The 26,298-nt window shown below is 68.8% G+C and carries 22 protein-coding genes and 1 tRNA gene; 15 read left to right on the plus strand and 8 right to left on the minus strand.

Translation table 11 applies throughout. From position 1 onward, the window contains the following. Window positions 1–1,590, plus strand: coding sequence for an NADH-quinone oxidoreductase subunit NuoN (nuoN, locus tag ISU10_RS10865; RefSeq protein WP_194696407.1), 1,590 nt, complete (start codon window positions 1–3; stop codon window positions 1,588–1,590). Next, window positions 1,587–2,606, plus strand: a complete 1,020-nt coding sequence (locus ISU10_RS10870) for a polyprenyl synthetase family protein (RefSeq protein ID WP_194696408.1) — start codon at window positions 1,587–1,589, stop codon at window positions 2,604–2,606. Before nuoN ends, ISU10_RS10870 begins: the two co-directional genes overlap by 4 nt. A gap of 14 nt (window positions 2,607–2,620) precedes the next feature. Here ISU10_RS10870 and ISU10_RS10875 read toward each other — a convergent pair whose 3' ends face one another. The 3 genes from ISU10_RS10875 to ISU10_RS10885 all read right to left on the minus strand — a co-directional run bounded on the left by ISU10_RS10875 (window position 2,621) and on the right by ISU10_RS10885 (window position 6,137). Next, the gene (locus tag ISU10_RS10875) at window positions 2,621–2,803 is read right to left on the minus strand and encodes a hypothetical protein (protein ID WP_194696409.1); all 183 of its coding nucleotides are present in this window, start codon (window positions 2,801–2,803) and stop codon (window positions 2,621–2,623) included. Window positions 2,804–2,972: 169 nt separating this feature from the next. Continuing rightward, complete coding sequence (locus ISU10_RS10880; protein ID WP_194696410.1) at window positions 2,973–3,143, minus strand: hypothetical protein; 171 nt, start codon at window positions 3,141–3,143, stop codon at window positions 2,973–2,975. Window positions 3,144–3,284: 141 nt separating this feature from the next. Next, on the minus strand, window positions 3,285–6,137 hold the full coding sequence (locus ISU10_RS10885; RefSeq protein WP_194696411.1) for a helix-turn-helix transcriptional regulator: 2,853 nt from the start codon (window positions 6,135–6,137) through the stop codon (window positions 3,285–3,287). A 391-nt stretch (window positions 6,138–6,528) separates the two neighbouring features. Here ISU10_RS10885 and ISU10_RS10890 point away from each other — a divergent pair, with 391 nt between their 5' ends. Then, window positions 6,529–7,953 carry an HNH endonuclease signature motif containing protein gene (locus tag ISU10_RS10890; RefSeq protein ID WP_194696412.1) on the plus strand — a complete coding sequence of 475 codons (1,425 nt, stop codon included), beginning with the start codon at window positions 6,529–6,531 and terminating at the stop codon, window positions 7,951–7,953. A gap of 231 nt (window positions 7,954–8,184) precedes the next feature. Beyond that, on the plus strand, window positions 8,185–8,949 hold the full coding sequence (locus ISU10_RS10895) for a DinB family protein (protein WP_194696413.1): 765 nt from the start codon (window positions 8,185–8,187) through the stop codon (window positions 8,947–8,949). Here the strand turns inward: ISU10_RS10895 and rarD are convergent. Further along, window positions 8,917–9,825 carry an EamA family transporter RarD gene (gene rarD / locus ISU10_RS10900; protein WP_370865152.1) on the minus strand — a complete coding sequence of 303 codons (909 nt, stop codon included), beginning with the start codon at window positions 9,823–9,825 and terminating at the stop codon, window positions 8,917–8,919. The two genes, ISU10_RS10895 and rarD, sit on opposite strands and share 33 nt — an antisense overlap. A gap of 118 nt (window positions 9,826–9,943) precedes the next feature. Between rarD and ISU10_RS10905 the strand changes: the two genes are divergently transcribed. The 6 genes from ISU10_RS10905 (at window position 9,944) to ISU10_RS10930 (ending at window position 17,185) form a co-directional block, all read left to right on the plus strand. Further along, on the plus strand, window positions 9,944–10,342 hold the full coding sequence (locus tag ISU10_RS10905; protein ID WP_194696414.1) for a hypothetical protein: 399 nt from the start codon (window positions 9,944–9,946) through the stop codon (window positions 10,340–10,342). Window positions 10,343–10,512: 170 nt separating this feature from the next. After that, window positions 10,513–13,311, plus strand: a complete 2,799-nt coding sequence (locus ISU10_RS23825) for a helix-turn-helix transcriptional regulator (RefSeq protein WP_194696415.1) — start codon at window positions 10,513–10,515, stop codon at window positions 13,309–13,311. 5 nt (window positions 13,312–13,316) lie between these two features. Next, on the plus strand, window positions 13,317–16,172 hold the full coding sequence (locus ISU10_RS23830; RefSeq protein ID WP_194696416.1) for a helix-turn-helix transcriptional regulator: 2,856 nt from the start codon (window positions 13,317–13,319) through the stop codon (window positions 16,170–16,172). A 64-nt stretch (window positions 16,173–16,236) separates the two neighbouring features. Then, entirely contained in the window at window positions 16,237–16,512 is a 276-nt protein-coding gene (locus ISU10_RS10920) for a hypothetical protein (RefSeq protein ID WP_194696417.1), read from the plus strand. A 42-nt stretch (window positions 16,513–16,554) separates the two neighbouring features. Beyond that, on the plus strand, window positions 16,555–16,854 hold the full coding sequence (locus tag ISU10_RS10925; protein ID WP_194696418.1) for a hypothetical protein: 300 nt from the start codon (window positions 16,555–16,557) through the stop codon (window positions 16,852–16,854). Between the two features lie 19 nt (window positions 16,855–16,873). Further along, window positions 16,874–17,185 carry a hypothetical protein gene (locus ISU10_RS10930; RefSeq protein WP_194696419.1) on the plus strand — a complete coding sequence of 104 codons (312 nt, stop codon included), beginning with the start codon at window positions 16,874–16,876 and terminating at the stop codon, window positions 17,183–17,185. Window positions 17,186–17,272: 87 nt separating this feature from the next. Here ISU10_RS10930 and ISU10_RS10935 read toward each other — a convergent pair whose 3' ends face one another. Both ISU10_RS10935 and ISU10_RS10940 read right to left on the minus strand, forming a co-directional pair. Further along, window positions 17,273–18,361 (minus strand): 2-oxoacid:ferredoxin oxidoreductase subunit beta, encoded by a 1,089-nt coding sequence (locus tag ISU10_RS10935; protein ID WP_194696446.1) that lies wholly within the window; start codon window positions 18,359–18,361, stop codon window positions 17,273–17,275. A 28-nt stretch (window positions 18,362–18,389) separates the two neighbouring features. Continuing rightward, a complete protein-coding gene (locus ISU10_RS10940) occupies window positions 18,390–20,321 on the minus strand; it encodes a 2-oxoacid:acceptor oxidoreductase subunit alpha (protein ID WP_370865155.1) in 1,932 nt (643 codons plus the stop codon). 270 nt (window positions 20,322–20,591) lie between these two features. On the opposite strand from ISU10_RS10940, the gene ISU10_RS10945 reads away from it, so the two are divergent. The 4 genes from ISU10_RS10945 to ISU10_RS10960 are packed head-to-tail and all read left to right on the plus strand — an operon-like array spanning window position 20,592 to window position 24,335. Then, the gene (locus ISU10_RS10945) at window positions 20,592–21,617 is read left to right on the plus strand and encodes a sulfate ABC transporter substrate-binding protein (RefSeq protein WP_194696421.1); all 1,026 of its coding nucleotides are present in this window, start codon (window positions 20,592–20,594) and stop codon (window positions 21,615–21,617) included. A 3-nt stretch (window positions 21,618–21,620) separates the two neighbouring features. Continuing rightward, window positions 21,621–22,493, plus strand: a complete 873-nt coding sequence (cysT, locus tag ISU10_RS10950) for a sulfate ABC transporter permease subunit CysT (RefSeq protein ID WP_194696422.1) — start codon at window positions 21,621–21,623, stop codon at window positions 22,491–22,493. After that, window positions 22,486–23,367, plus strand: coding sequence for a sulfate ABC transporter permease (locus tag ISU10_RS10955; protein ID WP_370865157.1), 882 nt, complete (start codon window positions 22,486–22,488; stop codon window positions 23,365–23,367). Before cysT ends, ISU10_RS10955 begins: the two co-directional genes overlap by 8 nt. After that, window positions 23,364–24,335: a sulfate/molybdate ABC transporter ATP-binding protein gene (locus tag ISU10_RS10960; protein WP_194696423.1), complete on the plus strand. Its 972-nt coding sequence runs from the start codon at window positions 23,364–23,366 to the stop codon at window positions 24,333–24,335. Before ISU10_RS10955 ends, ISU10_RS10960 begins: the two co-directional genes overlap by 4 nt. Window positions 24,336–24,398: 63 nt before the next feature. On the opposite strand, the gene ISU10_RS10965 is transcribed toward ISU10_RS10960, so the two are convergent. Then, window positions 24,399–24,890 (minus strand): YajQ family cyclic di-GMP-binding protein, encoded by a 492-nt coding sequence (locus tag ISU10_RS10965; RefSeq protein WP_194696424.1) that lies wholly within the window; start codon window positions 24,888–24,890, stop codon window positions 24,399–24,401. A gap of 114 nt (window positions 24,891–25,004) precedes the next feature. Here ISU10_RS10965 and ISU10_RS10970 point away from each other — a divergent pair. Then, a tRNA-Tyr gene (locus tag ISU10_RS10970) sits at window positions 25,005–25,085 on the plus strand. 514 nt (window positions 25,086–25,599) lie between these two features. Here ISU10_RS10970 and ISU10_RS10975 read toward each other — a convergent pair. After that, on the minus strand, window positions 25,600–26,298 hold a 699-nt coding region (locus ISU10_RS10975), incomplete at its 5' end, for an integrase core domain-containing protein (RefSeq protein ID WP_228500476.1).

The raw sequence follows: 26,298 nt of genomic DNA on the forward strand, positions 1-26,298 counted from the left end.
ATGGACGACTTCGTCAAGCCCACCCTCGAGTACGCCGAGCTCTCGCCGCTGTTCATCGTCTTCGGCATCGCCTGCCTGGGTGTCCTCGTCGAGGCCTTCGTCCCGCGCAAGCACCGCTACCTCGTGCAGTCGACGCTGGCGATCGGCGGCGTCGTCCTGACGCTGGCCGCGGTGATCGCGGTCGCCAACCGGCTCAAGGAGCACGGAGATGGGGCCGCGCGCGGCATCGTCGGCTCGATGGGCACCGTCGTGGTCGACGGCCCGGCGGTCTTCTTGTGGGGGCTGATCCTCCTGTTCGGGCTGGCCGGCTGCCTGCTGTTCGCCGAGCGCCAGCTCGAGGGCGGCGTCTCCGCCTTCGCCGGCCAGGCCGCCGCACTGCCTGGCACCGAGGCTGAGCGCCAAGCCGCAGGCCTGGACCACACCGAGGTCTACCCGCTGCTGATGTTCGCGCTGATGGGCATGATGCTGTTCCCCGCCTCGGGCGACCTGCTGACCATGTTCGTCGCCCTCGAGGTGCTCTCGCTGCCCCTCTACCTGCTGTGTGGGCTGGCCCGGCGGCGTCGCCTGCTCAGCCAGGAAGCGGCACTGAAGTACTTCGTGCTCGGCGCGTTCTCCTCCGGCTTCTTCCTCTACGGGGTGGCGCTGATCTACGGCTACGCCGGTTCGATGAACCTCGGCGCCATCAACGACGCCGTCCGCAACGACGCCTCCAACCAGACCCTCCTGCTCATCGGCATGGGCATGCTCTCGGTCGGCCTGCTGTTCAAGGTGGGCGCTGTGCCGTTCCAGGCCTGGACGCCCGACGTCTACCAGGGTGCGCCGACCGCCGTGACCGCGTTCATGTCGGCGGCCACCAAGGCCGCGGCGTTCGGCGCGATGATGCGGCTGTTCTACGTCGCCTTCGGTGCCGACCGCTGGAGCTGGCAGCCGATGATGTGGGTGATCGCGATTCTGAGCATGGTCGTCGGCGCCGCGATTCTGGTGACCCAGCGCGACGTGAAGCGGATGCTCGCCTACTCCGCCATCGCCCACACCGGCTTCGTGCTGACCGGCGTGCTCGGCCTCGAGGGCGCGGGCGAGCTGACCGACGGCCAGCTCACCTCGCTGCAGGCGGTGCTGTTCTACCTGGCGACCTACGGCATCGCCGCCCTCGGCGCCTTCGCCGTCGTGTCCCTGGTCCGCGACTCGGCGGGCGAGGCGAGCGCGCTGTCACGCTGGGCCGGGCTGGGCAAGCACTCGCCGCTGGTCGCTGGCGTCTTCGCGCTGTTCCTGCTGGCCCTGGCCGGCATCCCGCTCACCTCCGGGTTCATCGGCAAGTGGGCGGTCTTCGAGGTCGCGATGTCCTCGGGTGCCTGGCCGGTCGTGATCGTGGGTGTGCTGAGCAGCGTCGTCGCGGCGTACTTCTACGTCTACGTCATCGTGGTGATGTTCTTCCACGACCCCGAGCCCGAGCAGGCTGCCTATGTCGTGCACCCGTCGGTGCTGACCTCCTCGACGATCGCGGTCGGTGCGGCGGCCACCTTGGTGCTGGGCGTGATCCCCGGACCGGTTCTGAACCTGGCCGGAGTTGCGGGACAATTCCTCAGGTGACCACCGGCAACTCCCCTGGCAACTCCTCGGGGCTGGCCTTTCCCGTCCTCGACGAGCACCTGTCCGCTCGTCTGCAGGTCCGGCTGGCAGAGGTCGAGAAGGCGTTGTCCGGCCACGTGCGCAGCCGCGCAGGGTTCGTGACCGAGGCGGCCAGCCACCTCATGGAGGCCGGCGGCAAGAGGTTCCGCCCGCTACTGGTGCTGCTGGCCGCCGAGACAGGGCAGCACCCCGACGTCGAGGACGTGATCACCGCGGCCTGCGTCGTCGAGCTCACCCACCTGGCCTCCCTCTACCACGACGACGTGATGGACGAGGCCGAGCTGCGCCGCGGCTCTGCGTCGGCCAACGCCCGCTGGGACAATCACGTCGCGATCCTCACCGGCGACTTCTTGTTCTCGAAGTCCTCGGAGCTGACCGCCGAGCTCGGCCCCGACGCCGTCCGCATCCAGGCCCAGACGTTCACCAGCCTGGTCGAGGGCCAGATCCTCGAGACCCTCGAGCCCGGCCCCGACGAGGACCCGCTCGAGCACTACCTCGACGTGGTCGCTGGCAAGACCGGGTCGCTGATCGCCACCTCGGCTCGCTACGGCGCGATCTTCGGCGGCGCGACCCCCGAGGTGCAACAGGCCCTGACGACCTACGGCGAGATGGTCGGCGTCGCCTTCCAGCTCTCCGACGACATCCTCGACGTCGCCTCCGAGGCCGGCGTCTCGGGCAAGACCCCTGGCACCGACCTGCGCGAGGGTGTCCCGACGCTGCCTGTCCTGATCGCCCGGGGCACGGCCCGCCCCGAGGACTCCCGTCTGGTCGAGCTGCTCGACGGCGACCTCACCGACGACGCTCTCCACGCCGAGGCTCTCGGCCTGCTGCGCGCCCACCCTGCGATCGACCAGGCCCGCGACTATGTCATCGCGCGTGCCGCCGAGGCCAAGGCCGCGCTCGCCGCCGTACCCGAGGGGCCCGTGCGCACCGCCCTCGAGGAGTTCGCCGACCTGGTCGCCGTCCGCGCCACCTGACGCCGACTCGGCGTTCAGTGGGCGGGGGCGGGCGTTGCGGTCGGGGCTGGCTGGGGGGTCGGCTGGGCGGTCAGCTGGGCCTCATGGGCCGCGCGCGCCTTGGCCAGCAGGGTCATGAAGGTGCCGCCGGAGCGCCGGCGCGGACGGTGGGTGGGCTGGTGGCTCCAGGCGATGCGGGTGGTGTGGTAGCCGTTCATGTCCTTCTCCCTTGTCGAGATATCGGTGCTGCCGATGTCCTTACTCTTCGGCTAAGGGGCCACCTAGGACATCGGGAGAACCTCCTGACCTGGCAGGTGCCACGCCACACGCCATCGACCCGCCCGGGGGCCGGGCGGGTCGATGGGAAGGGTGCTGACCCAGGGGTGCTCACGCGGGTCGCGGGACGAACGTGGTGGGCCGGCGCGTGGGGAAGGAGACCTTCGGGAACCGCCACCGGGGGCGGGTCCCGATGCCGTGACGCTGGTGGGCGGTGCGCGCCCTGGCGGCGGTCTCCTGCATGCGCTGGCGGGCGATGGTCTCGTAGTGGTAGCTGTTCATGATGGGCTCCTGGCTGAGGTTGAGATGGAGGGGGTGGCTCCTGCTGATGACCTCAGCCTTCGCCTAAGCCCCTTCGTGCCGCATCGGTCAAGATCCCTGACCTGGAGCCTCAGACCACGACTGTGCGGTCTAGGACCTACCTCAGTCGACCCGGGTCAGCTCGCGAGCAAGAGCCGCCGCCGCGCCGCGGTTGGTCACGCCGAGCTTGGCCAGCAGGTTGGTGACATGGACACTGACGGTCTTCTTGCTGATGAACAGCCGCTCGGCGATCTGCAGGTTGGTCGCTCCCGTGGCCAAGACGTCGAGCACCTCGCGCTCGCGAGCCGTCAGTACGTCGAGACGGTTCGGCACCTGGCCGTCCGGAAGCGGGATGCGGTGTCGGCGCGCCAGCCTGGCCACGTCGTCGGCAACGCCGAGCGCACCCATCTCGCGGGCATGCGCCCAGAGCTCCGGCAGCATCGACCGGGCTCGGTCACGTTCTCCGCTCGCGGCCACCGCGTGGGCCAGCCCCAGCCAGGCCTGTAGGGCGTGCCCGGCGCCGATCCGTGAGCACGCGTCGTACGCCGTCTGCCACAGGTCGGTCGACGGCTCGCCGACCAGGTCCGCCCGGAGCGCCCGGGCCAGCGCCAGATGAGTGCCTCCCCAGGTCGCCAGGGCCCGTCCGGTGATCAGCGCTGCCGCCTGCTCGAGCTTGGCGTCGGCCCGGGCGAGCAGGTCCTCGTCGAGGGGCAGGCCGGCACGCTGGGCGGCGGCCAGCGTCACGTAGCCCAGCACGGCGGCACCGGCCAGGGTGTAGATCCCGTCGGCGTCTTGCAGCATCTCGACGTACTCGCGGCCCACGCTGACGGCCTCATCGATGAGCCCGTTGCCCTCCAGCACCCGCACGTGATGAGTCACGAACTCCCAGTCCGGGATGACGGCGACCGACCGCCACAGGGCCATCGTGTCGCGTTCGAGCGGAAGTGCTGCCGCGGCGTCGCCCCTGTGGAGGAGCAAGAGGGACCGGGCCTCCCGCCACAGGTGGTGGTCGGGACCGAGACCTTCCTCCGTCAGCTCGGACAGCAGCAGGTCGGCGTCGTCCAGGCGACCTTGTTGGAGGTAGCCGCGGGCGAGGATGATCGCGCACTCCTGCGCGACGTCTGGCAGCCCTTGGGCCCGAGCACGGTCGCGCCCCTCGACGACCAGTCCCGTCCACGCGTCGGAGTCCGGCAGGTCGATGAGCACCAACGCGCGGTGTACCTCCGACCAGAGCGTCTCCGCCACGCTGCCACCACGCGCGGCTGCCTTGGCGGCCGCCTCGAAGTCGGCCAGCGCCTCGTCGATGCGTCCGAGGTTCCAGTGCGACCAGCCCCTGGACTGCCGGGCGACGGCCTCGACCGCGGGTACGGGGACAGCCGTGGCCACCTCGATCGCCCGCTCGGCGTAGCGGAACGCCTCGGCGATCTGCTCCTGCCGCCAGTGCAGCCGCGACATCATGTACAGCGCAGTGGCGAGCTCCTCGGACGGCTCCCCCTCGGCGTACGCGATCGCTCGCTCGACCGCCTCACGGTGGTGCAGGTGGCCCTCCAGCTCGCCGCACAAGACGGCGTACGACGAGTACACGCGGCTGGCAAGTAGGGGCTCGGTGTCGTCGTCGAGGAGGTCGAGAGCCTCGCGCATCAGCACGCTGGCGCGGTCGAAGTCGTGGTGCTCCTTGCACGCCTCCGCGAGGAGTCGGACGAGGTCCGCCTTGGGGACGTCGCCGATCCCGCCTTCGTGCGGGACCTGGTCGTAGAGCTCGAGCGCGCGCTCGAGGTGCGTGACGGCCTCAGGCCCGCCGTACGTGCGGGCCGCGCGTCCCGCCCGCACGGACGCGCGGAATGCCTCTGTCTGGTCGTGGGCGGCGTACCAGTGGAAGGCCAGCACCCCGAGCTCGGCCATCTCGGCATCGTCGCCGAGGCGTGCTTGCAGGCACGCGGCCATCCGCGCGTGGGCACGTGTGCGCTCCCCGGGCAGCAGGTCGTCGTAGATGGCCTCGCGAAGGAGCCCGTGGCGGAAGTCGAGGTGCTCACCGGAGGCGCGCAGGACGTTGGCGTCGATGGCCTCGCGCAGGCAGGTCTCCAGGGCGAGGTCGTCCAGCGCGCTCAGGTCGGCGAGAACCGGCGGGTCGAGCCGGCTGCCGCCGACGGAGGCCAGACGGAGCAGCTCTCGCGTCGGTGGGGAGAGGGCCTCCACCCGAGCCAGCAGCAGGTCGCCCAGTGGTCCGGCGAGCGCAGCGGGTCCGGCCTGCAAGAGCTCCTCGGCGTACAGCGGGTTTCCTTCGGAGCGTGCCAGCGTCGCACCGACGAACGCCTGGTCTCGCCGGCCCGTGCACTGCTCGACAATCCCCGAGATCCCGTCGCGGTCGAGGGGCTGCAGGTCGAGACGACGGGCTCCGGCACTGCGCCCGAGCTCGACGAGCGCTCGGCGGAAGGGATGGCGGCGGGTCAGCTCGTCGGTGCGGAAGGTCAGCACCAGACAGACAGGGCCACGCGCCGTCCGCGAGAGGGTGACCGCGAAGTCCTGCGTCGAGCGGTCTGCCCAGTGCATGTCCTCGAGGACGAGCATCAGCGGCGATTCGGCTGACAGCTCGGCGACCACCAGCCCGAGGTCTTCGAGTGCGGAAGACGCGGACCCCGAGCCGCCGGGTGCACCGCCGAGCAAGAAGGTCGCCATCCGTCGCGTCACTGGTGGCAGGTGCTCGGCCGACCGGTCAGCCACGGCGCCACGCAGGGCTTCGCGCACCGACTGGATGGGCACGCCGTTGTCGATGTCGAGGCAGTGGCCCACCAACACCGTGAATCCCGCTTCGCGCGCGCGTTCGCCGACGCGGGTCACCAGGCTCGTCTTGCCGATGCCGGCGTCGCCCCCGACGAGCAGCACCTGCGGGCTGCCCGTCCCAGCCGCGACGACGGCCTCGTGCGCCTGGCCGAGCTCGCGGTCCCGCCCGAACAGACCGCCTGTTGCCTGCGGCATCACTGACCTCCTGGGGTCGCCGAGGTTCTCGATGTCCCTGACTGTCCTCCTAAGCCGGGGTCCGGGATATCGGGATAAGTCCCGAACCTCGCGAACCGTCGGCGCTTGAGGAGGACGCGCCGGTCTCTGCTGGTTGAGGAGGTTGCGCCGGTCTCTGCTGGTTGAGGAGGTTGCGCCGGTCTCTGCTGGTTGAGGAGGTTGCGCAGCAACCGTCTCGAAACCAGGTGACTGCGACGTCGGCGGTTCACTCGCGGGGTTTCGAGACAGGCGCTAGCGCGCCTTCCTCAACCAACGGGGGGCGGTTGTTTGGTGGGCCCAGCATGTGAGAAACCCCAGCAGATACAGGGGTTCTCGACCCTGGACTGTCGGTGCTCGATGATCGAATAGACCCATGAGCGGAACTCGGGACCAGCAGCCAGACGACGGGTCGGCATGGCTGCCGGACTTGGCGTCAACGGTGCTCGAGGCCGCCCGCGAACTCCGTACCGCAGCCGACGCTGCGGAGGCGAGGCTGTTGGAGCTGGCGGTGCAGTGGGCGCTCATCCATCCCGCCGAGTCGTTGGCCGATGCCGGCACCTTCCGGCTCCACGGTGACGTCCCGGTCCCGATCGCCGGCCCGGGCGCACCCCTGGTCGCGGAGTTCTCCATCGCCGAGTTCGCCGCCGCGATCGGGACGACCACCGAGTCCGGCAGACGCTACCTCGGGCACGCCCTCGAACTCAGATACCGGTTGAACAAGCTGTGGGCCCGAGTCACCACCGGTGACCTGGCGGCGTGGAAGGCCCGCCGGGTCGCCGAGCAGACCCGATGGCTGACCCCCGACGCCGCGACCTATGTCGACAAGCATGTGGCACCGGTCGCCCACAAGATCGGCCCCGCCCAGCTCGACCGGCTCATCGCCGAGGCGGTCGCCCGGCACATGCCCGACCAAGCCGAAGCCGACCGCCAGCAGGCCTGGGACCAACGCCGCTTCGACATCGACTTCGACACCGTCGCGATCGCCGGAACCTGCCAGGTCAGCGGCGAGCTCGACCTGGCCGACGCCATCGACCTCCACAACGCCCTCACCGCCGACGCGAAGGTTCAGGCCGACCTCGGCTCCCCCCTCACGTTGGACCAACGCCGCTCCGTAGCGGTCGGCAACATCGCCCGCCGCGACCTCACCCTCGACTACCCCCAGATGGTCGACGACGAACACCAACCCCAGACCAAGCCGAGCAAGCCGAGCAAGCCGAGCAAGCCGCGGGACATGGTGCTCTACCTCCACCTCACCGACGCCGCCACCACCGCTGGCTCAACCACCGGCTCGACGGGTGGCTCGATGGGTGGCTGGAGTGTGGGGCGGGTGGAGAACACCGCCACCCCGGTGCTGGCCGAGACCATCCGGACCTGGTGCGGCAACCCCGACGCCCGGATCACCGTGAAACCGGTGATCGATGTGGCGAAGCACGTCCACCACGGCGCCTATGAGATCGACGGCCGGATCAGCGAACCCGTCGCCCTCAGGGACCACACCTGCGTCTTCCCGTGGTGCACGAAACCAGCCCGGAAACTGAAACCGGGCGAGCATGCGGCCGACTGCGACCACAACCACCCCTACGCCCAAGGCGGGGCCACCTGCACCTGCCAGATCGCGGCCCTATGCCGCAAGCATCACCGGCTGAAAACCCACGGCCGCTGGCGATACCTGATCCTCACCCCCGGCACCTACCTATGGACCAGCCCCCACGGCTACCACTACCTCCGCGACCACACCGGCACCCTCGATGTGTCCCACGACAGACACAGACGCCGACACCCACGACCAGCAGCCTGAGACCACCAGCCTGACCCCTCGACCGCCGTACCCGCCCAAGAACCACCACGGGCGGGCTACCGGCACGCCCGGCCTGGTTTCGAGACGGTTGCTAGCGCAACCTCCTCAACCAGCGACGGGGCTTCTGCTCGAGTCAACCAGCGGCAAGGCTCCGGCAGCACGGGCACGTACCCCTTCGCGGGTGAAGTCCGCGCCCAGCATCCTGTCGGCGCGCACTCCTACTGTGCTCGCATGCCAACCTTCACCGGAGACGACGATCTGCAGGGTGCCGAGTTCCGTGGCGCCAACCTGTCGGGGGCGAGGTTCGTCGAGTCCGACCTGACGGGCGTGATCATGCGGGGCGTCGAGCTGGCACGGGCCGACATCGACGCACCGTGGCTGCCGTTCGGGGAGTTCCTGCGGATCAACGGCGTCGATGTGACCGGCTTCGTCGAGGCCGAGCTCGACAAGCGCTTCCCCGGCCGCGCCCAGCGCACAGCGGTTGATCCGGTGGGTCTGCGCGAGGCGTGGGACTCGCTGCAGCGCACCTGGGACGCCACTCTCGCGCGCGTCGCCGCGATGCCGCCGGGCAGCGTCGACCTGTCGGTCGGCGGGGAGTGGTCGTTCGCCCAGACGCTGCGTCATCTCGTCCACGCCACCGACATGTGGCTGCGCAAAGCGGTCCTGGAGGTCGAGGACCCCTTCCACCCGATCGGCCAGGTCGATCTCGGCAGCTCGGGTGAGGTCGACCCGTCGATGTTCGCACGCGAGGTCCCGCCCTATGACGAGGTCCTGAGGGTCCGTGCCGAGCGAGCCACGATGGTGCGCGACTTCATCGACTCCACGACGCCTGAGCAGCTTGCCGAGGAGCGCCGCAACCCTCATGATCCCGACCATCCCGAGACCGTCTTGAAGTGCCTCCACGTGATCCTCGAGGAGGAGTGGGAGCACCACCGGTTCGCGGTGCGCGACCTCGACGCCCTCTCAGACGGCGGCGGCCTCGGCAGCCAGTCGTAGCAGGTGGCGACGGTTGCGCAGTGACTCGAAGGTGAAGATCGACAGGGCGACCCACACGAGCGCGAAGCCGATCCAGCGGCCTGATGACATGTCCTCATGGAAGTAGAAGACGCCGAGGACGAACTGCAGCACGGGCGCCAGGTACTGCATCAACCCCAACGTCACCAGCGGCACGCGGATCGCTGCGGCCCCGAAGCACAGCAGCGGTACGGCGGTGACCAGGCCCGCTGACATCAACAGAAGCGCGTGCCCCCACCCCTCCGAGGCGAACGACGAGTCTCCTCGCGAGCTCAACCAGCCCAGGTAGGCCAAGGCGAACGGCGCGATCAGCAAGGTCTCGAAGGTCAGGCTCTCGACCGCCTCGGCACCGGCCTGCTTCTTGGCCAGCCCGTAGGTGCCGAACGAGAACGCCAGGACCAGCGCGATCCACGGTGGATGGCCGTAGTCGACCGTGAGCACCAGGCAGGCCAGCGCGCCGATCCCGATGGCCGACCACTGCAGCGGCCGCAGTCGCTCGCCGAGGAGCAGCACACCCATGAGCACGGTGACGAGTGGGTTGATGAAGTAGCCGAGCGAGGTCTCCACGACGCGATCGTTGGTGACGCCGTAGATGTAGGTCCCCCAGTTGAGGGTGATCACGAACGCCGCCAGGGTCAGCATGCCCAGGACCCGGCGGTCGGTGAACAGCTCGCGGAACTGGCGACGCCGACGCAGAAGGACGAGCAGGACGGCAAGAGTGATCACCGACCAGACGACGCGGTGGGCCAGCAGCTCGACGGATCCGGCCGGCTCGAGGAGCGGCCAGTACAAGGGGAACGCTCCCCAGATGACATAGGCCGCCACGCCGTAGAGCAGACCTTGGCGAGACGGCGGCACTCGGCGAGCATACGGGCGCGACAATCATCGGCATGAGCAGGTTTGACTGGCGGCAACGACGGGTAGGAGCCCCTCGGGTCGGCCCCACCGACCCTTCAGCGAGTCCACTGGAGGCGCCGTGCGGCTGACGAGGCTGGTGACCGCGATGGCGGCATGCGGTCTCGTCCTGCTCATCGCACTTGCGCCCTCATCGGCGTTCTCCGCGACCGCGGCAGGATCCCGGGAGCTGCCGCGTCGGGAGATGAACGACGAGGTCTTCGTCAACGACCAGGGCTGGCTGATCTTCAGGGGTGACGTCGACCCCGGGTGGGCACACAAGAGAGTCCAGATCTACAAGCGCCTCTGCAAGGGCTGCGCATGGAAGCTCGTCAGGCAGCCCATGACAGATGGCGCGGGCCGCTGGCGCACCCGTATCTACGCACCTCGGACCGGCTACTGGTACTGGAAGGGCGTGGTCCCGAAGTCTGGCGACTACAGCAGGTCCTTCACGCAGGTCTACCGGACCTACGTCACCTAGCCAGTCCAACGCCTCGGCCCCGGAGAGCGGGGTTCAGCGAGGTGGCGTCAGAGGGGCCCCCTCTCGGGTGGGGCCCCTTCGCCTGTCCGGGCGGATCGTGGGTTGAGCCTCGAAACCCCACCACCCGAAGGGGTGGCTCGGTCCTACACTGAACCGGTCCCGTACGACGCGTGGGAGCCGGGACCGGGGGCACGCCGATGATGGACTCATCGCCCGGACTGATCGGGCGGGACGCTGAGGTCGAACGGGCCACGACGGCCCTGGCCGCTGCTGCGTCCGGTGCCCCGCGGGTGCTGCTCGTCGGCGGTGACGCCGGCATCGGCAAGACCTCGTTCGTCAACCAGGTTGCCGATCTCGCCGGCGGTCAGGCATTCACGATCCTTGCCGGCCACTGCCTCGACATCGATGACGGTTCCAGGTTGGGGCCAGTCCGTGAGGCACTGCGGCGCGCGATGCCCGAGCTGGCCGCTACCACTGACGACGTGTCCGTGGACAAGCTGGCTGCCGCAGTCTCGGAGCTCGCCGGTGACGAGCCGTTGCTGCTGGTGATCGAGGACCTGCACTGGGCCGACGCGGCCACGATCGACTTCGTCACTTCGGTTGCCCGCACCGCCACCGGCCGGCTGTGCCTGGTGCTCACCTATCGCGCCGACGAGATCAACAGGCGGCATCCGTTCCGTCAGGCACTGGCTGACCTGGCCAAGGCACCAGGCGTGCAACGGCTCCCGCTTGCGTCGCTCGACGCCGAGCAGGTCAGGGCGCTCGTCGCCCGTGCCGGCATCGACGACGCTGGGCTTGCGGACGCCGTGCACGCCCGCTCGGAGGGCAACCCGCTGTACGCCGAGGAGCTGCTCGCAGCGGGCAGCGACCGGATCCCGGAGCAGCTCAGCGACCTCCTGCTGTCGCGAGTGGATTCGCTGTCCGACGGGGCGCGCGGCGTGCTGCGGCTGGCCTCTGCCCACGGCACCCGGTTGTGGCCCGAGCTGCTGACCGAGGCCAGCGGTCTCGACTCGGCCGGCCTGGACGACGTACTGCGCGAGGCCATCGACGCCAACGTCGTCAGACGGGTCGGCGAGCACCTGGACTTCCGTCATGGCCTGCTGCGCGAGGCGGTCTACGACGACCTGCTGCCGGGTGAGCGAACCGAAGCGCATCGGCGACTCGCGGAGGGCATCGATCGGCTGGCCGGTGACGAGGCGAGTCTGCCGGTGTTGGGCCTGCTGTCCCATCACTGGTACGCAGCGCGTGACGTGCAGGCAGCTTTCGACGCATCGCTGCGCGCCGGGCAGATGGCCTGGGAGCAGGCCTTGCTCGACACGGCGACGCCGCTCACACGTGCGCTCGAGCTCTACGACCAGGTGCCCAGTCCCGGCATCCACAAGGCCGACCTCCTGCGGATGCTGGCCTCAGGGGTCGAATGGGCCTTCGACCGGGAGCGCTCGCGGGAGCTGATAGCGGAGGCCCTGGACCTCGTCGAGGGGACGGACGACCCGCTGCTTGCGGCGCGCATCTACACGTCGTACGCGGTGCGTTCGCTCGAGATCGAAGGTGGGCCGACCCACGAGGAGGCGCTGGGGCGAGCCATTGAGGGACTTCGCGGACAACCGACCGAGGAGCTCGTGAAGGCCTTCAGCACCCTGGCCGGCATCCACATGCGCCATGAGCGGATGGTCGCCGCAGACACGGCTCTGCGCCAGGCGCTGGAGATCGCGGGCACCTTGGAGGTTCCGAGGGAGGAGGCAGACACCTGGCGTGCGCGCGGCTGGTGCGCGATGTGGCTCGGTGATCTGCCAGGGGCGGCGAGCTACTTCGCCAAGGCACAGAAGATCTGCCGGCGCATCGGGATGGGCGGAGGCGAACTGCTGTGTGAGCTCGGTGTCGTGATGATCGAGCTCGCAGGTCTCGACCCGATGCGTGGCCTCGTGCGTGCTCAGGAGGTGCAACGTCGCGCGCGCGACGGGTCGCCCGACCTCGTGGCAATGGCCGCTCTGGAACGAGCGACCGGCCTCCTCAGCCTGGGTCGCTTCACGGACGCGGAGCTGGCCATCGGCGAGGCCGTTGACTCAGGCGGGATCCCCAGCGACGACTACCTGCTGCTGGTGCCACGCGCGCGGCTGCACCTGTTGCGCGACGAAACTGCGGCCGCACTCGACCTGGAGCGCCTGCGGATGGCGGGCTTCTCGCCGGTTGCCTCAGTGCCCAACTACGAGTGGACGCTCATGCACGTCCAGGTGCTGCTGGCCAACGGACTCGTGGCCGAGGCGCTGGAACGCTCGGCCGAGTGGCTGACCCTCTTCGAGCACTCGGACGGGATCGTCGGTCGCGGACCGGTCGTCCACGGCGCCTACCTTGCCGTCGAGGCCGGACGTCGTGCAGGGCTTGCCCAGGCCGAGGAGGTACTGGTTCAGGCAGACCGCTTCCTGGCGACCTACGACGGCGCGTTGCCGGTCGAGGGCCAGCGTTCGTTCCTGGGCTACAGCACCCCGTGCGCTGTCGCACTGCGAGCCGAGCTCCACGGTGAGCCGGCCGCTGACCTGTGGCGGGCGGCGTACGCCGCGGCCGCCCACGTGGGTCCGGGTCTTGCGCTGCCGATCCGGCTCCGGTTGGTGCAGTCGCTGCTCGTCGGAGGTGAGCGCGACGAGCCTCGCACCGCGTTGCCCGAGATCGTCGACGAAGCCAGGGCCATGGGAGCGCAGGGTGTCGTCGACGACGCGCTCAAGCTGGCGCGCCGCCATCGCATCCCGGTCGCAGGTGACGATCGGCCGCACCGGCTGGACATCCTGACCGCCCGTGAGCGTGAGGTGCTCGACGTACTTGCGACGGGTGCGACGAACCGAGCGATTGCGGCGCGCTTGTTCATCAGCGAGAAGACCGTCTCGGTCCATGTCACCAACCTCCTCGCCAAGCTGGGTGTCACCAACCGGACCGAGGCTGCGGCGGTGGCGCGCGATCTGGCGGTGGTCGAGTGAGGCAGATGTTCGGACGGGACCGCGAGCTCGCCGAGGCGACGGCAGCGCTGGAGGCCGCAGCCAGAGGTCAGCCTCGGGTGCTGCTGGTGGGCGGGGATGCGGGGATCGGCAAGACCACGTTGACCACAGCCATCGCCGAGCAGGCGGCGGGACTGGGCTTCACGGTGCTGGTCGGTCACTGCCTGGACATCGCTGATGGAGTGGCTCTCCGAGCGGTGCGTGAGGCGTTGCGCCAGGCAGTTCTCGCCCGAGCTGACGACGAGCTGCCCCCAGTCACGCGTCGGTTGGCGCCGTACCTGCGAGGTGAGACTGACCAAGGGAGCGTCGACGAGCTGGGCACCGTGGTCGGCGAGCTCGCCGCGCAGAGCCCGGTGCTGCTGGTGCTCGAGGACCTGCACTGGGCTGACCGTTCGACCATTGACCTTGCAACAGCGCTTTCCCGCACTGCGCGTGGTCCGCTCTGCCTGCTACTGACCTACCGGGCCGACGAGATCAACCGTCATCACCAGTTCTCCGGCGCCGTGGCCGAGATGGGGCGGGGGCCGGGGGCTGTCCGACTCGAGCTGCATGCACTCGACGAGCGGAGCATCTCCGAGATCGTGCGTAGCCGCGGGATCGACGACGACGCAGCGTCGCAGCAGGTCGTCGAGCGCAGCGAGGGGAATCCGTTGTACGCCGAGGAGCTGCTGGCTGCCGGTCCCGGCGGGCTCCCCGAGCAGCTGGGTGCGCTGATGCTCGCGCGCGTGGATGCACTCAGCGACACCACCCGCGGCCTGCTGCGACTGGCCTCAGCCAACGGGAGCCGGCTCGACGCCGAGCTGATGTGTCACGTCACCGGGCTCGACGCGGCTGCCGTGGACGCGAGCCTGCGCGAGGCATTGGCGGCCAACGTCGTCACACATGTCGGCAGCCACCTGGACTTCCGGCACGGTCTGCTGCGCGAGGCGGTCTACGGAGATCTCATGCCCGGAGAGCGCACTGAGGCCCATCGGCTGATAGCTGAGGCCGTGGAACGGAGATCAGAAGCCGACGCGTCTCTCTCCGATCTGGGTGTGGTGGCGTTTCACTGGCACGCCGCACGCGACTTACGGCGGGCCTATCAGGCCTCAGTGCGAGCCGGACTCGCGGCGCACAAGCTGGGGCTACGGGATGGGATCGCCCACCTGGAGCGGGCCCTCGAGCTGTATGACCGCGTCCCCCACGACGCAGGGCCGGTGCGGGCCGAGCTGCTGGCCGTCCTCGCACTGTTGCACCATCGCTGCTCGGAGTGGGACCGGAGCCGTGTGCTCATCGCCAAGGCGCTGGACGCTCTGACCGAGACCTCCGACCCGCACGCAGCAGCCCGCGTCTACACGACGTACGTCTATACCGACTTCGAGCTGGAGGGGTACGTCGGTCAGGAGGAAGCGCTGGACCTGGCGATCGCAGGGCTCGGCGACCAGCTGACCCGGGAGCTCGCCGAGGCGATGTCCATGCGAGCCGAGCTGATGATGCGTCTAGAACGGCTGCGCGAGGGCGAGGAGTTGGCGCCGCGGGTGATCGAACTCGGAGCGGCTCTGGGGCTGCCGGCAGTCGAGGCGACCGGGTGGTGGGTGAGCGCGCTTTGCAGCATGGGCAGGGGTCACCCGGACCACGCAGCGCGCCAGTTCCACACCGCAGGGGGCCTGGCGCGTCGCGGAGGAGAGCTCTACCAGGCGTACAAGCACGATGGGGAACGGCTGGCGATGCTCGTGAACGGCGTCGACACTCACCGAGGGGTCGGGCTGGCCGAGGAGCTCTGGCGGGATGCCACCGCCGCCGGCTTTCCCGATTCCGCACGGAAGGCCGCGTTCTGGCTGGTGAGCGGCCTGGTCAACCTCGGGCGGCTCGATGCCGCAGCAGAAACCATGGATGCCCTGCTTGTCGACGGGCCCCTGGGACGGATCGAGGGCATCGGTGCCCACGTCGCGCTGCTGATCGCGCGAGGTGACTACCACGCCGCGCTCCAGGCAGAGCGGCCACGCATGGCGATGGTCCGTCAGTTCCTCGGCTTTCCCAACACCGAGGAGGTTCTGCTCCATGTGAAGGTGTTGCTCGCCAACGGGCTGGTCTCCGAAGCCGTGGAGGTTGCCGACGAGTACTCGTCGCGGATCGAGCCTTCGGACTTCCCCATGAGCCTCGGCGTGATGGCCGCCGTCCTCTACCTGGCGCTCGAGGCGACGCGAGCCGACGCTCGAGTGGTTGACGCGGACTTGCTCAGCCGCGCGGATGCGCTTCTGTCTCGCTCCGAGGCCGGACTGGTGGACGGGCCGCCCGCATCGGAGACCGGCGTGAGCGTCCTTTCGGCCAAGGCGTTGCGGGCGGAGCTGCACGGCGAGCCAGCGACGGACCTGTGGCGCGCGGCGTACGACGCGGCGATCCCTGTCGGCGCGGGGTTCGCCCTGCCCGTGCGGTTGAGGTTCGTGCAGTCCTTGTTGTCCGAGGGCGTGCGTGACGAGGCCCGTACGTTGCTGCCCGAGGTGGTCGCGGACGCCAGGGCCATGGGCATGAACGGCGTGCTCGAGGAGGCGCTCAAGCTGGGGCGCCGGCACCGGATCCCGGTCCCGGGTGACGATCGCCCCTCGAAGCTGGACATCCTGACTGCTCGCGAGCGTGAGGTGCTCGACGTACTTGCGACGGGTGCGACGAACCGAGCGATCGCGGAGCGCTTGTTCATCAGCGAGAAGACCGTGTCGGTCCACGTCACGAACCTGCTCGCCAAGCTCGGCGTCACCAACCGCACCGAGGCTGCGGCCGTGGCGCGGGATCTCGCGCCCGCCACTCCAGCAGCTGCCCGGGCAGAGGGTCTGACGCGAGGTCTAGGAGTTCACCCGATGTCCTAGGTGACCCCTTAGGCGAAGTCTCAGGGATGTCAGCCAGACCCCTCAGACAGCCAAGGAGCACCCCATGAACGGCATCCCCGCCTCCATCGCCATCCGCCAGCTCATGGCGACGCCCACCACCCAGACCCACCGTCCCACCAAGACCGCGAAGCCCGCCGCCGACGTCTCCGCGCGCTCGCTGGCCGTGCGCCTGGTGGCCCCGATCGTCGCCCTGGCTGCGCTCGTGGCTCTGGTCTTCGTCTTCGTCGTGGCGCAGTCCGGCTCGGACGACAACGCCCCCGAGGCCTACACCATCTGCCGGCTCAAGACCGCCGACACCCACAAGACCGACTGCCGCTGAGCGGCGCCGAGCAACCACCCGAAACGATCCGAGGAGAGCACGATGTACGGCTACTACCACCCGCTCTACGCCCGCCACCTGATGCACGAGCACGCCGCCGAGCGCGAGGCGCTCCGCCAGCTGATCACCCCGACTCCGGCCGCATCCGAGACACCTCGCCCACTGGGCGCCTCGGCCAGGTGGTTGGCCGGCATCGTCACCCTCGTCGTCAGCATCACGGCGCTCGGGGTGTTGGCCGCCCAGGACCCGCCGGCTTCCGACCAGTCCTCCAAGACCACCTCCAGCTGCACGACCGGCGGCCACAAGGTCAACACCTTCGCCCCGTGCCCGCCCGCCCTCTAGCCGGCAAAGGAACCCGACCATGTACGGATACAGCTACTCCCTCGTCGCTCGCGGTCTGCACGACCAGCGGCGTTCGGGACTGCCCGGACTCTCGCCGTACGCCTTCGAGCCCGGCGAGCCCGAGGACTCCCAGCGCGGCATCAGCGGCGAACCTGGGGGCAAGCCTGGGGTCGTTGCCCTGCTCGCGGCCTACGCGATGGTCGTGGCCCTGGTGATCGCCGTGTCGTGGATCGGCGGCACCGACACCCCAGGCTCGTCGGTGGAGGCCAGCCGTGGGACCGACTGCGTCCACGCGACCGGTATCTGGACCGGCTGCTTGCCGGCGAGATGAGACCACCGCGTCTGACTCGCGCGGAACAGTGAACCCGGGACCGGCGTCGTCTGAGCGCCTGTCCCGGGTTTCGTCTGCGGGCAACCGCTAGACGACGGTCCAGGTGTCGGAGCCGTGGATCAGCGAGTTGAGGCGGTCGGTGGGCTCGCCCGCCGCCTGGTCGCGCGCGGCGGCGATCTGGTCGCGGGCCAGGTCGTCGTACGTCGGCCGCTCGACCTGGCGGAAGATGCCGATGGGGGCGCGGTGCAGGAAGCCCGCGTCGGTCAGACGCGAGATCGCGAACGCCGTGGTCGGGTCGGTGGCGCGGGAGTCGTGGACCAGGATCGAGTCCTCGGCTCCCTTGCCCAGGTCGGCGACCTCGGCGACCTTGACGCCACCGGTGGCCTGGTCGCGGACCAGACCCAGCGAGCCGTCGGGGCCGAAGCGGATCGGCTCGCCGTCGACCAACGGGATCACCGAGGCGGCCGAGGGGTCGCGGTCCTTGATCGCGTCGAAGGCGCCGTCGTTGAAGATCGGGCAGTTCTGGTAGATCTCCACCAGCGACGTGCCGCGGTGGGCGGCTGCGGCCGACAGCACCGAGGTCAGGTGCTTGCGGTCGGAGTCGATGGTGCGAGCCACGAACGTCGCCTCGGCGCCGAGCGCGAGCGAGACCGGGTTGAAGGGGTGGTCGAGGGAGCCCATCGGCGTCGACTTGGTGATCTTGCCGGGCTCGGAGGTGGGGGAGTACTGGCCCTTGGTCAGTCCGTAGATCCGGTTGTTGAACAGCAGGATCGTCATGTTGAGGTTGCGGCGCAGCGCGTGGATCAGGTGGTTGCCGCCGATCGAGAGCGCATCGCCGTCACCGGTGACCACCCACACCGACAGATCGGGGCGTGTCGTGGCGATGCCGGTCGCGATCGCCGGGGCGCGCCCGTGGATCGAGTGCATCCCGTAGGTGTCGAGGTAGTAGGGGAAGCGCGAGGAGCAGCCGATGCCGGAGACGAAGACGATGTTCTCCCGCCGCAGCCCGAGGTCGGGCAGGAAGCCCTGCACCGCCTTGAGCACCGCGTAGTCGCCGCAGCCCGGGCACCAACGCACCTCCTGGTCGGAGGTGAACTCCTTGGCGGTCTGGGGTCCGTCAGCGGTCGGCACCAGCTCGATGCCGCTGCGCAGCCCGGGTGTCGGGAGCCCTGTCATGTGATCGGTAGTGCTCACTGGTCGATCCTCACTGGACGTGCTCCTTCACGACGGTCTCGCCCCACACCCCGAGCGGCGCCTCATGGCCCTCCGCCTCGGAGACCAGGTCGGCGATGGCGTGGGCGAGCGCGGCGGCCTTGAGCGGCATGCCATTGACCTGGTGGTAGCCGACGGCGTCGACGAGGTACTTCGCGCGGATCAGCATGCCGAGCTGCCCGAGGTTCATCTCGGGGATCAGCACCTTGTCGTAGCGCTTGAGGATGTCGCCGAGGTCGCGCGGCAACGGGTTGAGGTGGCGCAGGTGCAGCTGGGCGACCTGGTGGCCGGCGTTGCGCACCCGACGGCAACCGGCACCGATGGGGCCGTAGGTCGAACCCCACCCGAGGACGAGCACCTTCGCGCTGCCGCTGGGGTCGTCGACCTCGAGCGGCGGCAGCGACTCGGCGATCCGGTCGACCTTGGCCTGACGCGTGCGGACCATGAAGTCGTGGTTGGCCGGGTCGTAGGAGATGTTGCCGTTGCCGTCGGCCTTCTCGAGACCGCCGATGCGGTGCTCGAGCCCCGGAGTACCGGGGATCGCCCACGGCCGCGCGAGGGTCTGCTCGTCGCGGAGGTACGGCCAGAACTCCGTCTCGTCGCCCGCGCCGTGGTTGCGTGAGGTCGCGAACCCGGGGTCGATCGTGGGCAGCTCGTCGAGGTCGGGGATCCGCCAGGGCTCCGAGCCGTTGGCCAGCATGCCGTCGGAGAGCAGCATCACCGGCGTGCGGTAGGTGACCGCGATGCGGGCGGCCTCGAGCGCGACGTCGAAGCAGTCGCCCGGCGACTGCGGGGCCACGATCGGCACCGGCGACTCGCCGTTGCGGCCGAACATCGCCTGCAGCAGGTCGGCCTGCTCGGTCTTGGTGGGCAGCCCGGTCGACGGACCGCCGCGCTGCACGTCGATCACGATGAGCGGGAGCTCGGTCATCACCGCGAGACCGATGGTCTCGGACTTCAAGGCGATGCCGGGACCAGAGGTGGTGGTGACGCCCAGAGCGCCGGAGAACGAGGCGCCCAGTGCCGCGCCGATGCCGGCGATCTCGTCCTCGGCCTGGAAGGTCGTGACACCGAACGCCTTGTGCTTGCTGAGCTCGTGGAGGATGTCGGAGGCCGGGGTGATGGGGTAGGAGCCGAGGAACAGCGGCAGCCCGGACCGCACGCCGCTGGCCACCAGGCCGTAGGCCAGGGCCAGGTTGCCGGTGATGTTGCGGTAGGTGCCCGGCTTCATCGGTGCCGGCTTGATCTCGTAGCGCACCACGAACGCCTCGGTGGTCTCACCGAAGTTCCACCCCGCGCGGTAGGCCGTCACGTTGGCGTCGCGAATGTCGGGAACCTTGGCGAACCGCTTCTCGAGGAACGCGATCGTGGTCTCGGTCGGGCGGCCGTACATCCAGGAGAGCAGGCCGAGGGCGAACATGTTCTTGGCGCGCGCCGCGTCCTTGCGCGAGAGGCCGAACTGCTTGACCGCCTCGATGGTCATGCCGGTCAGGTCCACCGGGTGTACGGCGTAGGCGGCCAGCGAGTCGTCGTCGAGTGGGCTGGTGGTGTAGCCGGCCTTCGTCAGGTTGCGGCCGGTGAAGTCGTGGGTGTCGACGATGATCGTCGCTCCCGCGGGCAGGTCGCCGAGGTTGGCGCGCAGCGCCGCGGGGTTCATCGCGACAAGCACGTCAGGCGCGTCACCGGGCGTGAGGATGTCGTGGTCGGCGAAGTGCACCTGGAACGACGAGACGCCGGGCAGCGTGCCCTGCGGGGCCCGGATCTCGGCGGGGAAGTTGGGCAACGTCGAGAGGTCGTTGCCGAAGGCTGCGGACTCCTGGGTGAACCGGTCGCCCGTCAGCTGCATGCCGTCACCGGAGTCGCCGGCGAAGCGGATGATGACGCGGTCGAGCTGCTTGACCTGCTTGGTCACCGTGCGTTGCACCTCTTGCTTCCCTGCTTGATCTTCGGGCCACGCAACCCGCGCTCGCACCGTTGGGACAACGGGGGAAACACGTCTGGCGCCGACTGCTCAGGATAGTCCGCGCAGGTCAGAAGACCTGCTTCGTCCCGGCAAGCGGGAGCCGCTGAAGGTGTGATGTGGCCGACATGTCTCACCAATGTTCCCAATACGTAGTTTCAAACGTATCTCTAGTAGTCTGCGCGAGTTAAGTCATCACCGGCACTCCCGAGGTGCTGCGAAAGGGACGACATCATGCGCAAGAACTTCAAGGCGGTGCTGCTGGCCGGCGCACTCGCCTCCGCCCTGGCCCTCTCCGCCTGCGGCGGTGACGACTCCGCCTCCGGGGACGGCAGCGACGCCAGCACCCTCAACATCGTCGGCTACTCCGTGCTCGAGCAGGCCAACGCGGGTGTCATCGAGGCCTTCCAGGCCACCGACGCCGGCAAGGACGTCGAGTTCAAGGAGTCCTACGGTGCTTCCGGCGACCAGGCCCGGGCGGTCATCGCCGGCCAGAAGGCCGATGAGGTGCACCTCTCCCTCGAGCCCGACGTCCAGAAGCTCGTCGACGAGGGCCTGGTGGCCGAGGACTGGAAGGACAACGACACCAAGGGGATCTGCACGACGTCCGTCGTGGTCATGGTCGTCCGCACGGGCAACCCCAAGAACATCCAGACCTGGGACGACCTGATCCAGCCCGGCGTCGGCATCGTCACGCCGAACCCCGCTTCGTCGGGTTCGGCGAAGTGGAACCTGCTGGCCGCCTACGGCGCGGAGCTCGGCGCCGGCGGCACTGACGCCGACGCCGCGGCGTACCTGAAGAAGTTCTTCGCCAACGTGGCCGCGCTGCCCGACTCCGGCCGCGACGCCACGACCGCCTTCACCAGCGGCACGGGCGACGTCCTGCTCTCCTACGAGAACGAGGCCATCTTGGCCAAGCAGAGCGGCACAGACTTCGACTACATCATCCCGGACAGCACCCTGCTCATCGAGAACCCGTGCGCCATCGTCGACGGGGCATCCGACAAGGCCCAGGCCTTCATGGACTTCCAGAAGTCCGCGGATGGCCAGAAGCTCTACGCCCAGACCGGCTACCGGCCGCTCGTCGACGTCGGCGACGTCGAGGTGCAGGGCGCCAACGACCCGGGCGACCCGTTCCCGGCTCCCGACACGCTGCTCACGATCGACGACAACTTCAACGGTTGGGCAGACGCCAACTCGACGTTCTTCGACGAGAACGACGGCATCATCACCAAGATCCAGGCGGAGGCGGGCGAGTAACCCATGAGTGCTCCTGCTCCGGTCGTAGGAGCGGCAGCCCAAGGTGCTGACCTTGGTCGGCCGACGCGCAGGCGTCGGCCGGCCTCGGCACGTTCGCTGAGCCGTGGCTCCGGCCTCGGTCTCGGCGTGGCGATGCTGTGGTTCAGCCTCCTGGTGCTGATCCCGCTCGCCGCCGTGGTCGTCAAGGCCGGTGGCGGAGGCTGGGAGACGTTCGTCGATGCGGTCACCAACCGTCAGACGTTCGCCGCTCTCCGGCTGACCGTGCTCACCTCGGTCGGCGTCACCGCCCTCAACATGGTGATGGGCACGATCATCGCCTGGGTCCTGGTCCGGGACCGGTTCCCAGGCAAGGCGATCCTCGACCTCGTCATCGACATCCCGTTCGCGTTGCCGACGATCGTGGCCGGTCTGGTGCTGCTGTCGCTCTACGGGCCGAACAGCCCGGTCGGCGTGCACGCCTCCAACACCCGCGTCGCGGTGTTCTTGGCCATCGCCTTCGTGACGCTGCCGTTCATCGTCAGGACGGTGCAACCGGTGCTGGAGGAGATGGAGCGCGACTTCGAGGAGGCGGCCGCCTCTCTCGGTGCGTCGCGGTTGACCACCTTCCGGCGGATCACCCTGCCCACGCTGGCGCCGGCCATCTTCGCGGGGGCCGCGCTGTCGTTCGCGCGCGGCATCAGCGAGTACGGCTCCCTGGTCCTGCTGAGTGGCAACCTGCCCTACCGCACGGAGGTGACTTCCGTGCGAATGCTGTCGTACCTGGAGGGTGGCGACACTGCCTCGGCCGCTGCCGTCGCCACGATCCTGCTCGTGGTGGCGCTGCTCGCGATCGTCACGCTCGACGTCATCCAGAGGAGGGTGGCGCGTCGTGGCTAGTCAGACCGTCGAGGCGACACGTACCCGGGACCCGCACCCCCGCAGTACGGCGCGCGGTCCCCACGAGGACAGCCCGGCCGTGAAGTGGGTGATGCGAGTTCTCGTCGTCGCCTACTTGTTCTTCCTGGTGGCGTGGCCGACCTCGCTGGTCGCCAAGAACACCTTCGCCAACGGGTTCCAGGGCATCTCGGATGCGTTGAGCGACCCGGACGTCGTGCACGCGCTGAAGCTGTCGGCGATCGTCGCCGTGGCCGCTGTGCTGATCAACCTGGTCTTCGGTGTCGGCATGGCCCTGCTGCTGGTGCGGTTCGACTTCCCGGGCAAGCGCGTCCTCAACGCGCTGATCGACGTACCGCTGTCGGTATCGCCGGTCGTGGTCGGCCTGGCGCTCGTGCTGGTCTACAACGGACGCTACGGATGGTTCGGTCCCTGGCTCGAGGACCAAGGGCTCCAGGTGGTGTTCGCCAAGCCCGGCATGATCATGGCCACGGCGTTCGTGGCGCTGCCGCTGGTGATCCGGGAGGTCGTGCCGGTGCTCGAGGACATGGGCGACGACCAGGAGCAGGCTGCCCGAAGCCTCGGGGCCAACGCCTGGCAGACCTTCTGGCGGATCACCCTGCCAGGCATCAAGTGGGCGATCGTCTACGGAGTCGTGCTCTGTCTGGCCCGGTCGCTCGGTGAGTTCGGCGCCGTCAAGGTCGTGGCCGGCAATGTGGGCGGCGAGAGCACGACCGCGCCCATGCTCGTTCAGCAGAAGTACCAGAACTTCCAGCAGGAGACGGCGTACTCCGTGTCGTTCATGCTCGCCTTCGCGGCGGTGCTGTGCCTCATCGTCGTCGCGTTGCTGCGTCCCAAGGAGGGAGACAAGAAGTGAGCATCGAGGTTCGCAACGTCACCAAGAGGTTCGGTGACTTCGTCGCGCTCGAGGACGTGTCCGTGTCCCTGCCCACTGGGCAGCTGACGGCTCTCCTGGGGCCCTCGGGTGGCGGCAAGTCCACCCTGCTCCGGATCATCGCCGGTCTCGACACGGCCGATGAGGGCACGGTGACCATCGAGGGCACCGAGGCCACGAACCTGCCTGCGCGCAAGCGCAACGTCGGCTTCGTGTTCCAGCACTACGCCGTGTTCAAGCACATGACGGTGGCCAAGAACGTCGCCTTCGGCCTGGAGATCCGCAAGAAGCCCAAGGACGAGGTCGCGGCGCGCGTCGACGAGCTGCTGCGACTGGTGCACCTGCAGCAGTTCAGCCACCGGCTGCCCTCGCAGCTCTCCGGCGGTCAGCGCCAGCGCATGGCGCTGGCCCGCGCGCTCGCGGTGGAGCCCAAGGTGCTGCTGCTCGACGAGCCGTTCGGCGCGCTCGACGCGAAGGTACGCAAGGAGCTGCGCGAGTGGTTGCGCCGTCTCCACGACGAGGTGCACGTGACCACGGTGTTCGTGACCCACGACCAGGAGGAGGCCATGGAGGTCTCCGACGAGATCGTGGTGATCAACGAGGGTCGCGTCGAGCAGATCGGCAGCCCCGACGATCTCTACGACAAGCCGGCCAACGACTTCGTGATGGGCTTCCTCGGCGAGGTCACCCGCGTCAACGGCGAGGCGGTGCGTCCCCACGACGTCGACATCTCCACGGCGCCGGTGCTCGCCGGTGCGGCGCAGGGCACGATCAGTCGCGTCCTGCGTGTCGGCTTCGAGGTGCGCGTCACGGTGCTGACCGACGGCGGCGAGGAGGTCACCGTGCAGCTCACCAAGGCGCACGCCAACGCGCTGGGACTCCATGAGGATCAGACCGTGTGGGTCAGCCCCAACCCGGGAGCTGTCCCGGCCATGTCGAGGGCGGTCTAGGTCGGCGATCAGTCGTCGGTGACGGTGGAGACGTCGAACGAGCGGGCGGCCGGCTGACCGCTATCAGCGGTAGTTGGTGAACTGGACCGCGAAGTCGTAGTCCTGCGCCTTGACCAGAGCCTGGACAGCCTGGAGGTCGTCGCGCTTCTTGCTGGAGACCCGCAGCTCGTCGCCCTGGATCTGCGCCTTGACGCCCTTGGGGCCCTCGTCACGGATCAGCTTGCTGATCTTCTTGGCGTCCTCGGAGCTGATGCCCTCCTTGAGGGAGATCCCGATCTTGCTCTGCTGGCCCGACTGGCGCGGCTCGGAGGCGTCGAGGATCTTCAGGCTCTGGTTGCGCTTGATCAGCTTGTCCTTGAACACATCGAGCACTGCCTTGGCCCGGTCATCAGCCGACGCCGAGATCTCGATCGCGCGCTCGCCCTGCCACTCGATGGTCGCACCGGTGCCCTTGAAGTCGAACCGTGTGGCGATCTCGCGGGCCGCCTGCCCGAGGGCGTTGTCGACCTCCTGGCGGTCGATCTTGCTGACGATGTCGAACGATGAGTCGGCCATCTGAGTGCTCTCCCTGGCAGTGATCGGGCGGTGTCCTGGCGTTTTCAGGTCGAAGGTACGGCCTTGCTATTCTTCCGACCGGCTGCGCAACCGCCAAACGCGGGGGCCCAGCACGGCAGGTTGCCCGAGCGGCCAATGGGAGCGGACTGTAAATCCGTCGCGAAAGCTTCGAAGGTTCGAATCCTTCACCTGCCACTCATGTGATGTCTCAGGACATCGGCGACAGCGGACCTGCGATTACGCAGGTCCGTTTGTCATTTCGGGGTGGGTCCTTTGGGTGCGCCGGTGGGTTGGTAGTCGCGTCGTGGGTCGATGGTGAGCTCGCGGAGGAGTTCTCCGGTGGCGGCGTCGACGATGCGGACGTCGAGGTCCTGGACGAGCACATGACCGAGCCTCGGCCGCGACCGTGCTGTCGTCGATGACCTGCGACACGTGTCGCCGATGTCCTGAGCCAGGACACTTCACCTGCCACTCTGTGATGTCTCAGGACATCCCGGACAGCTGGACCTGCGGATCGCAGGTTCAGCTGTTGTCGTTTGGGGACTTGTGATGTCTCAGGACATCCCGGACACCCGGACCCACGGAAACGTGGGTTCGGGTGTTCTTCATTTCGGGTTTCGTGGCTGGTAGTCCTTGTCTGGGTCGATGACCAGCTCGCGGAGCAGTTCGCCGGTGATGGTGTTGACGACGCGGACCTCGAGGTCCTGGATCAGCAGGATGACGGGGTTCCCTTGTGGGTTCGTCCGATGCCGATGTGGCGTAGTTGGCCGTGCACGCGCAGGGTGACGGTGCCGGACTTGTCGACGCGGTCGTGTCGGATCCGGTCGTGGGTCTCGGTGTCGCGGCTCGGCCCTGGGACGGCTTTGGGCGTGGTGTCGTAGAGCCCTGCCGGGGTGGCCCGGTGGGGTAGGGATCGGTGCGGCCGGGTGGTGTTGTACTCGGTGGTGAACCGGTCGAGCAGGGCTTGTAGTTCGGCGATGGTGGCGGGCTGGTCGGGCTGGGCGCGGAGCCACTTCTTCATCGTCTGCTGGAACCGTTCCACCTTGCCGCAGGTGGTGGGGTGGTTGGGCCGGGAGTTCTTCTGTTCCACGTGCCAGGTCCGTAGTTGTTGCTCGAACCCGTTGCGGCCGCCTCGGCGGCCGTGGCCGGCCAGGCGGACGGTGTAGACCATCCCGTTGTCAGTCAGGGTTGAGGCGGGGATGCCGTGTTGACCTGCGGCTTTACGGAAGGTGGCGGTCACGATTGGGGTGGTGATCGCCTGGTGGGCCGATACGTGGAGTGCGTAGCGGGTGCAGTCGTCGAACCAGGAGATGATCTCGATGCCCTTGGGAAAGGTCTCGGTGTCGGTGAGCGGGTAGTGGGTGAAGTCGGATTGCCAGCACTGGTTGGGCATCGCGGCCTGGAACCG

Source organism: Nocardioides agariphilus (genome assembly GCF_015352445.1).
Taxonomy (GTDB): Bacteria; Actinomycetota; Actinomycetes; order Propionibacteriales; family Nocardioidaceae; genus Nocardioides; species Nocardioides agariphilus.

Excerpts from the sequence above, each read along its gene's own strand:
- ISU10_RS10925 (WP_194696418.1), top strand. The coding sequence starts at position 16,555 with ATGTACGGCTACTACCACCCGCTCTACGCCCGCCACCTGATGCACGAG.
- ISU10_RS10920 (WP_194696417.1), top strand. The coding sequence starts at position 16,237 with ATGAACGGCATCCCCGCCTCCATCGCCATCCGCCAGCTCATGGCGACG.
- nuoN (WP_194696407.1), top strand. The coding sequence starts at position 1 with ATGGACGACTTCGTCAAGCCCACCCTCGAGTACGCCGAGCTCTCGCCG.
- ISU10_RS23830 (WP_194696416.1), top strand. The coding sequence starts at position 13,317 with ATGTTCGGACGGGACCGCGAGCTCGCCGAGGCGACGGCAGCGCTGGAG.
- ISU10_RS10895 (WP_194696413.1), top strand. The coding sequence starts at position 8,185 with ATGCCAACCTTCACCGGAGACGACGATCTGCAGGGTGCCGAGTTCCGT.
- ISU10_RS10880 (WP_194696410.1), bottom strand. The coding sequence starts at position 3,143 with ATGAACAGCTACCACTACGAGACCATCGCCCGCCAGCGCATGCAGGAG.
- ISU10_RS10890 (WP_194696412.1), top strand. The coding sequence starts at position 6,529 with ATGAGCGGAACTCGGGACCAGCAGCCAGACGACGGGTCGGCATGGCTG.
- ISU10_RS10935 (WP_194696446.1), bottom strand. The coding sequence starts at position 18,361 with ATGACAGGGCTCCCGACACCCGGGCTGCGCAGCGGCATCGAGCTGGTG.
- ISU10_RS10875 (WP_194696409.1), bottom strand. The coding sequence starts at position 2,803 with ATGAACGGCTACCACACCACCCGCATCGCCTGGAGCCACCAGCCCACC.
- ISU10_RS10885 (WP_194696411.1), bottom strand. The coding sequence starts at position 6,137 with ATGCCGCAGGCAACAGGCGGTCTGTTCGGGCGGGACCGCGAGCTCGGC.
- ISU10_RS10930 (WP_194696419.1), top strand. The coding sequence starts at position 16,874 with ATGTACGGATACAGCTACTCCCTCGTCGCTCGCGGTCTGCACGACCAG.
- ISU10_RS10965 (WP_194696424.1), bottom strand. The coding sequence starts at position 24,890 with ATGGCCGACTCATCGTTCGACATCGTCAGCAAGATCGACCGCCAGGAG.
- cysT (WP_194696422.1), top strand. The coding sequence starts at position 21,621 with ATGAGTGCTCCTGCTCCGGTCGTAGGAGCGGCAGCCCAAGGTGCTGAC.
- ISU10_RS10945 (WP_194696421.1), top strand. The coding sequence starts at position 20,592 with ATGCGCAAGAACTTCAAGGCGGTGCTGCTGGCCGGCGCACTCGCCTCC.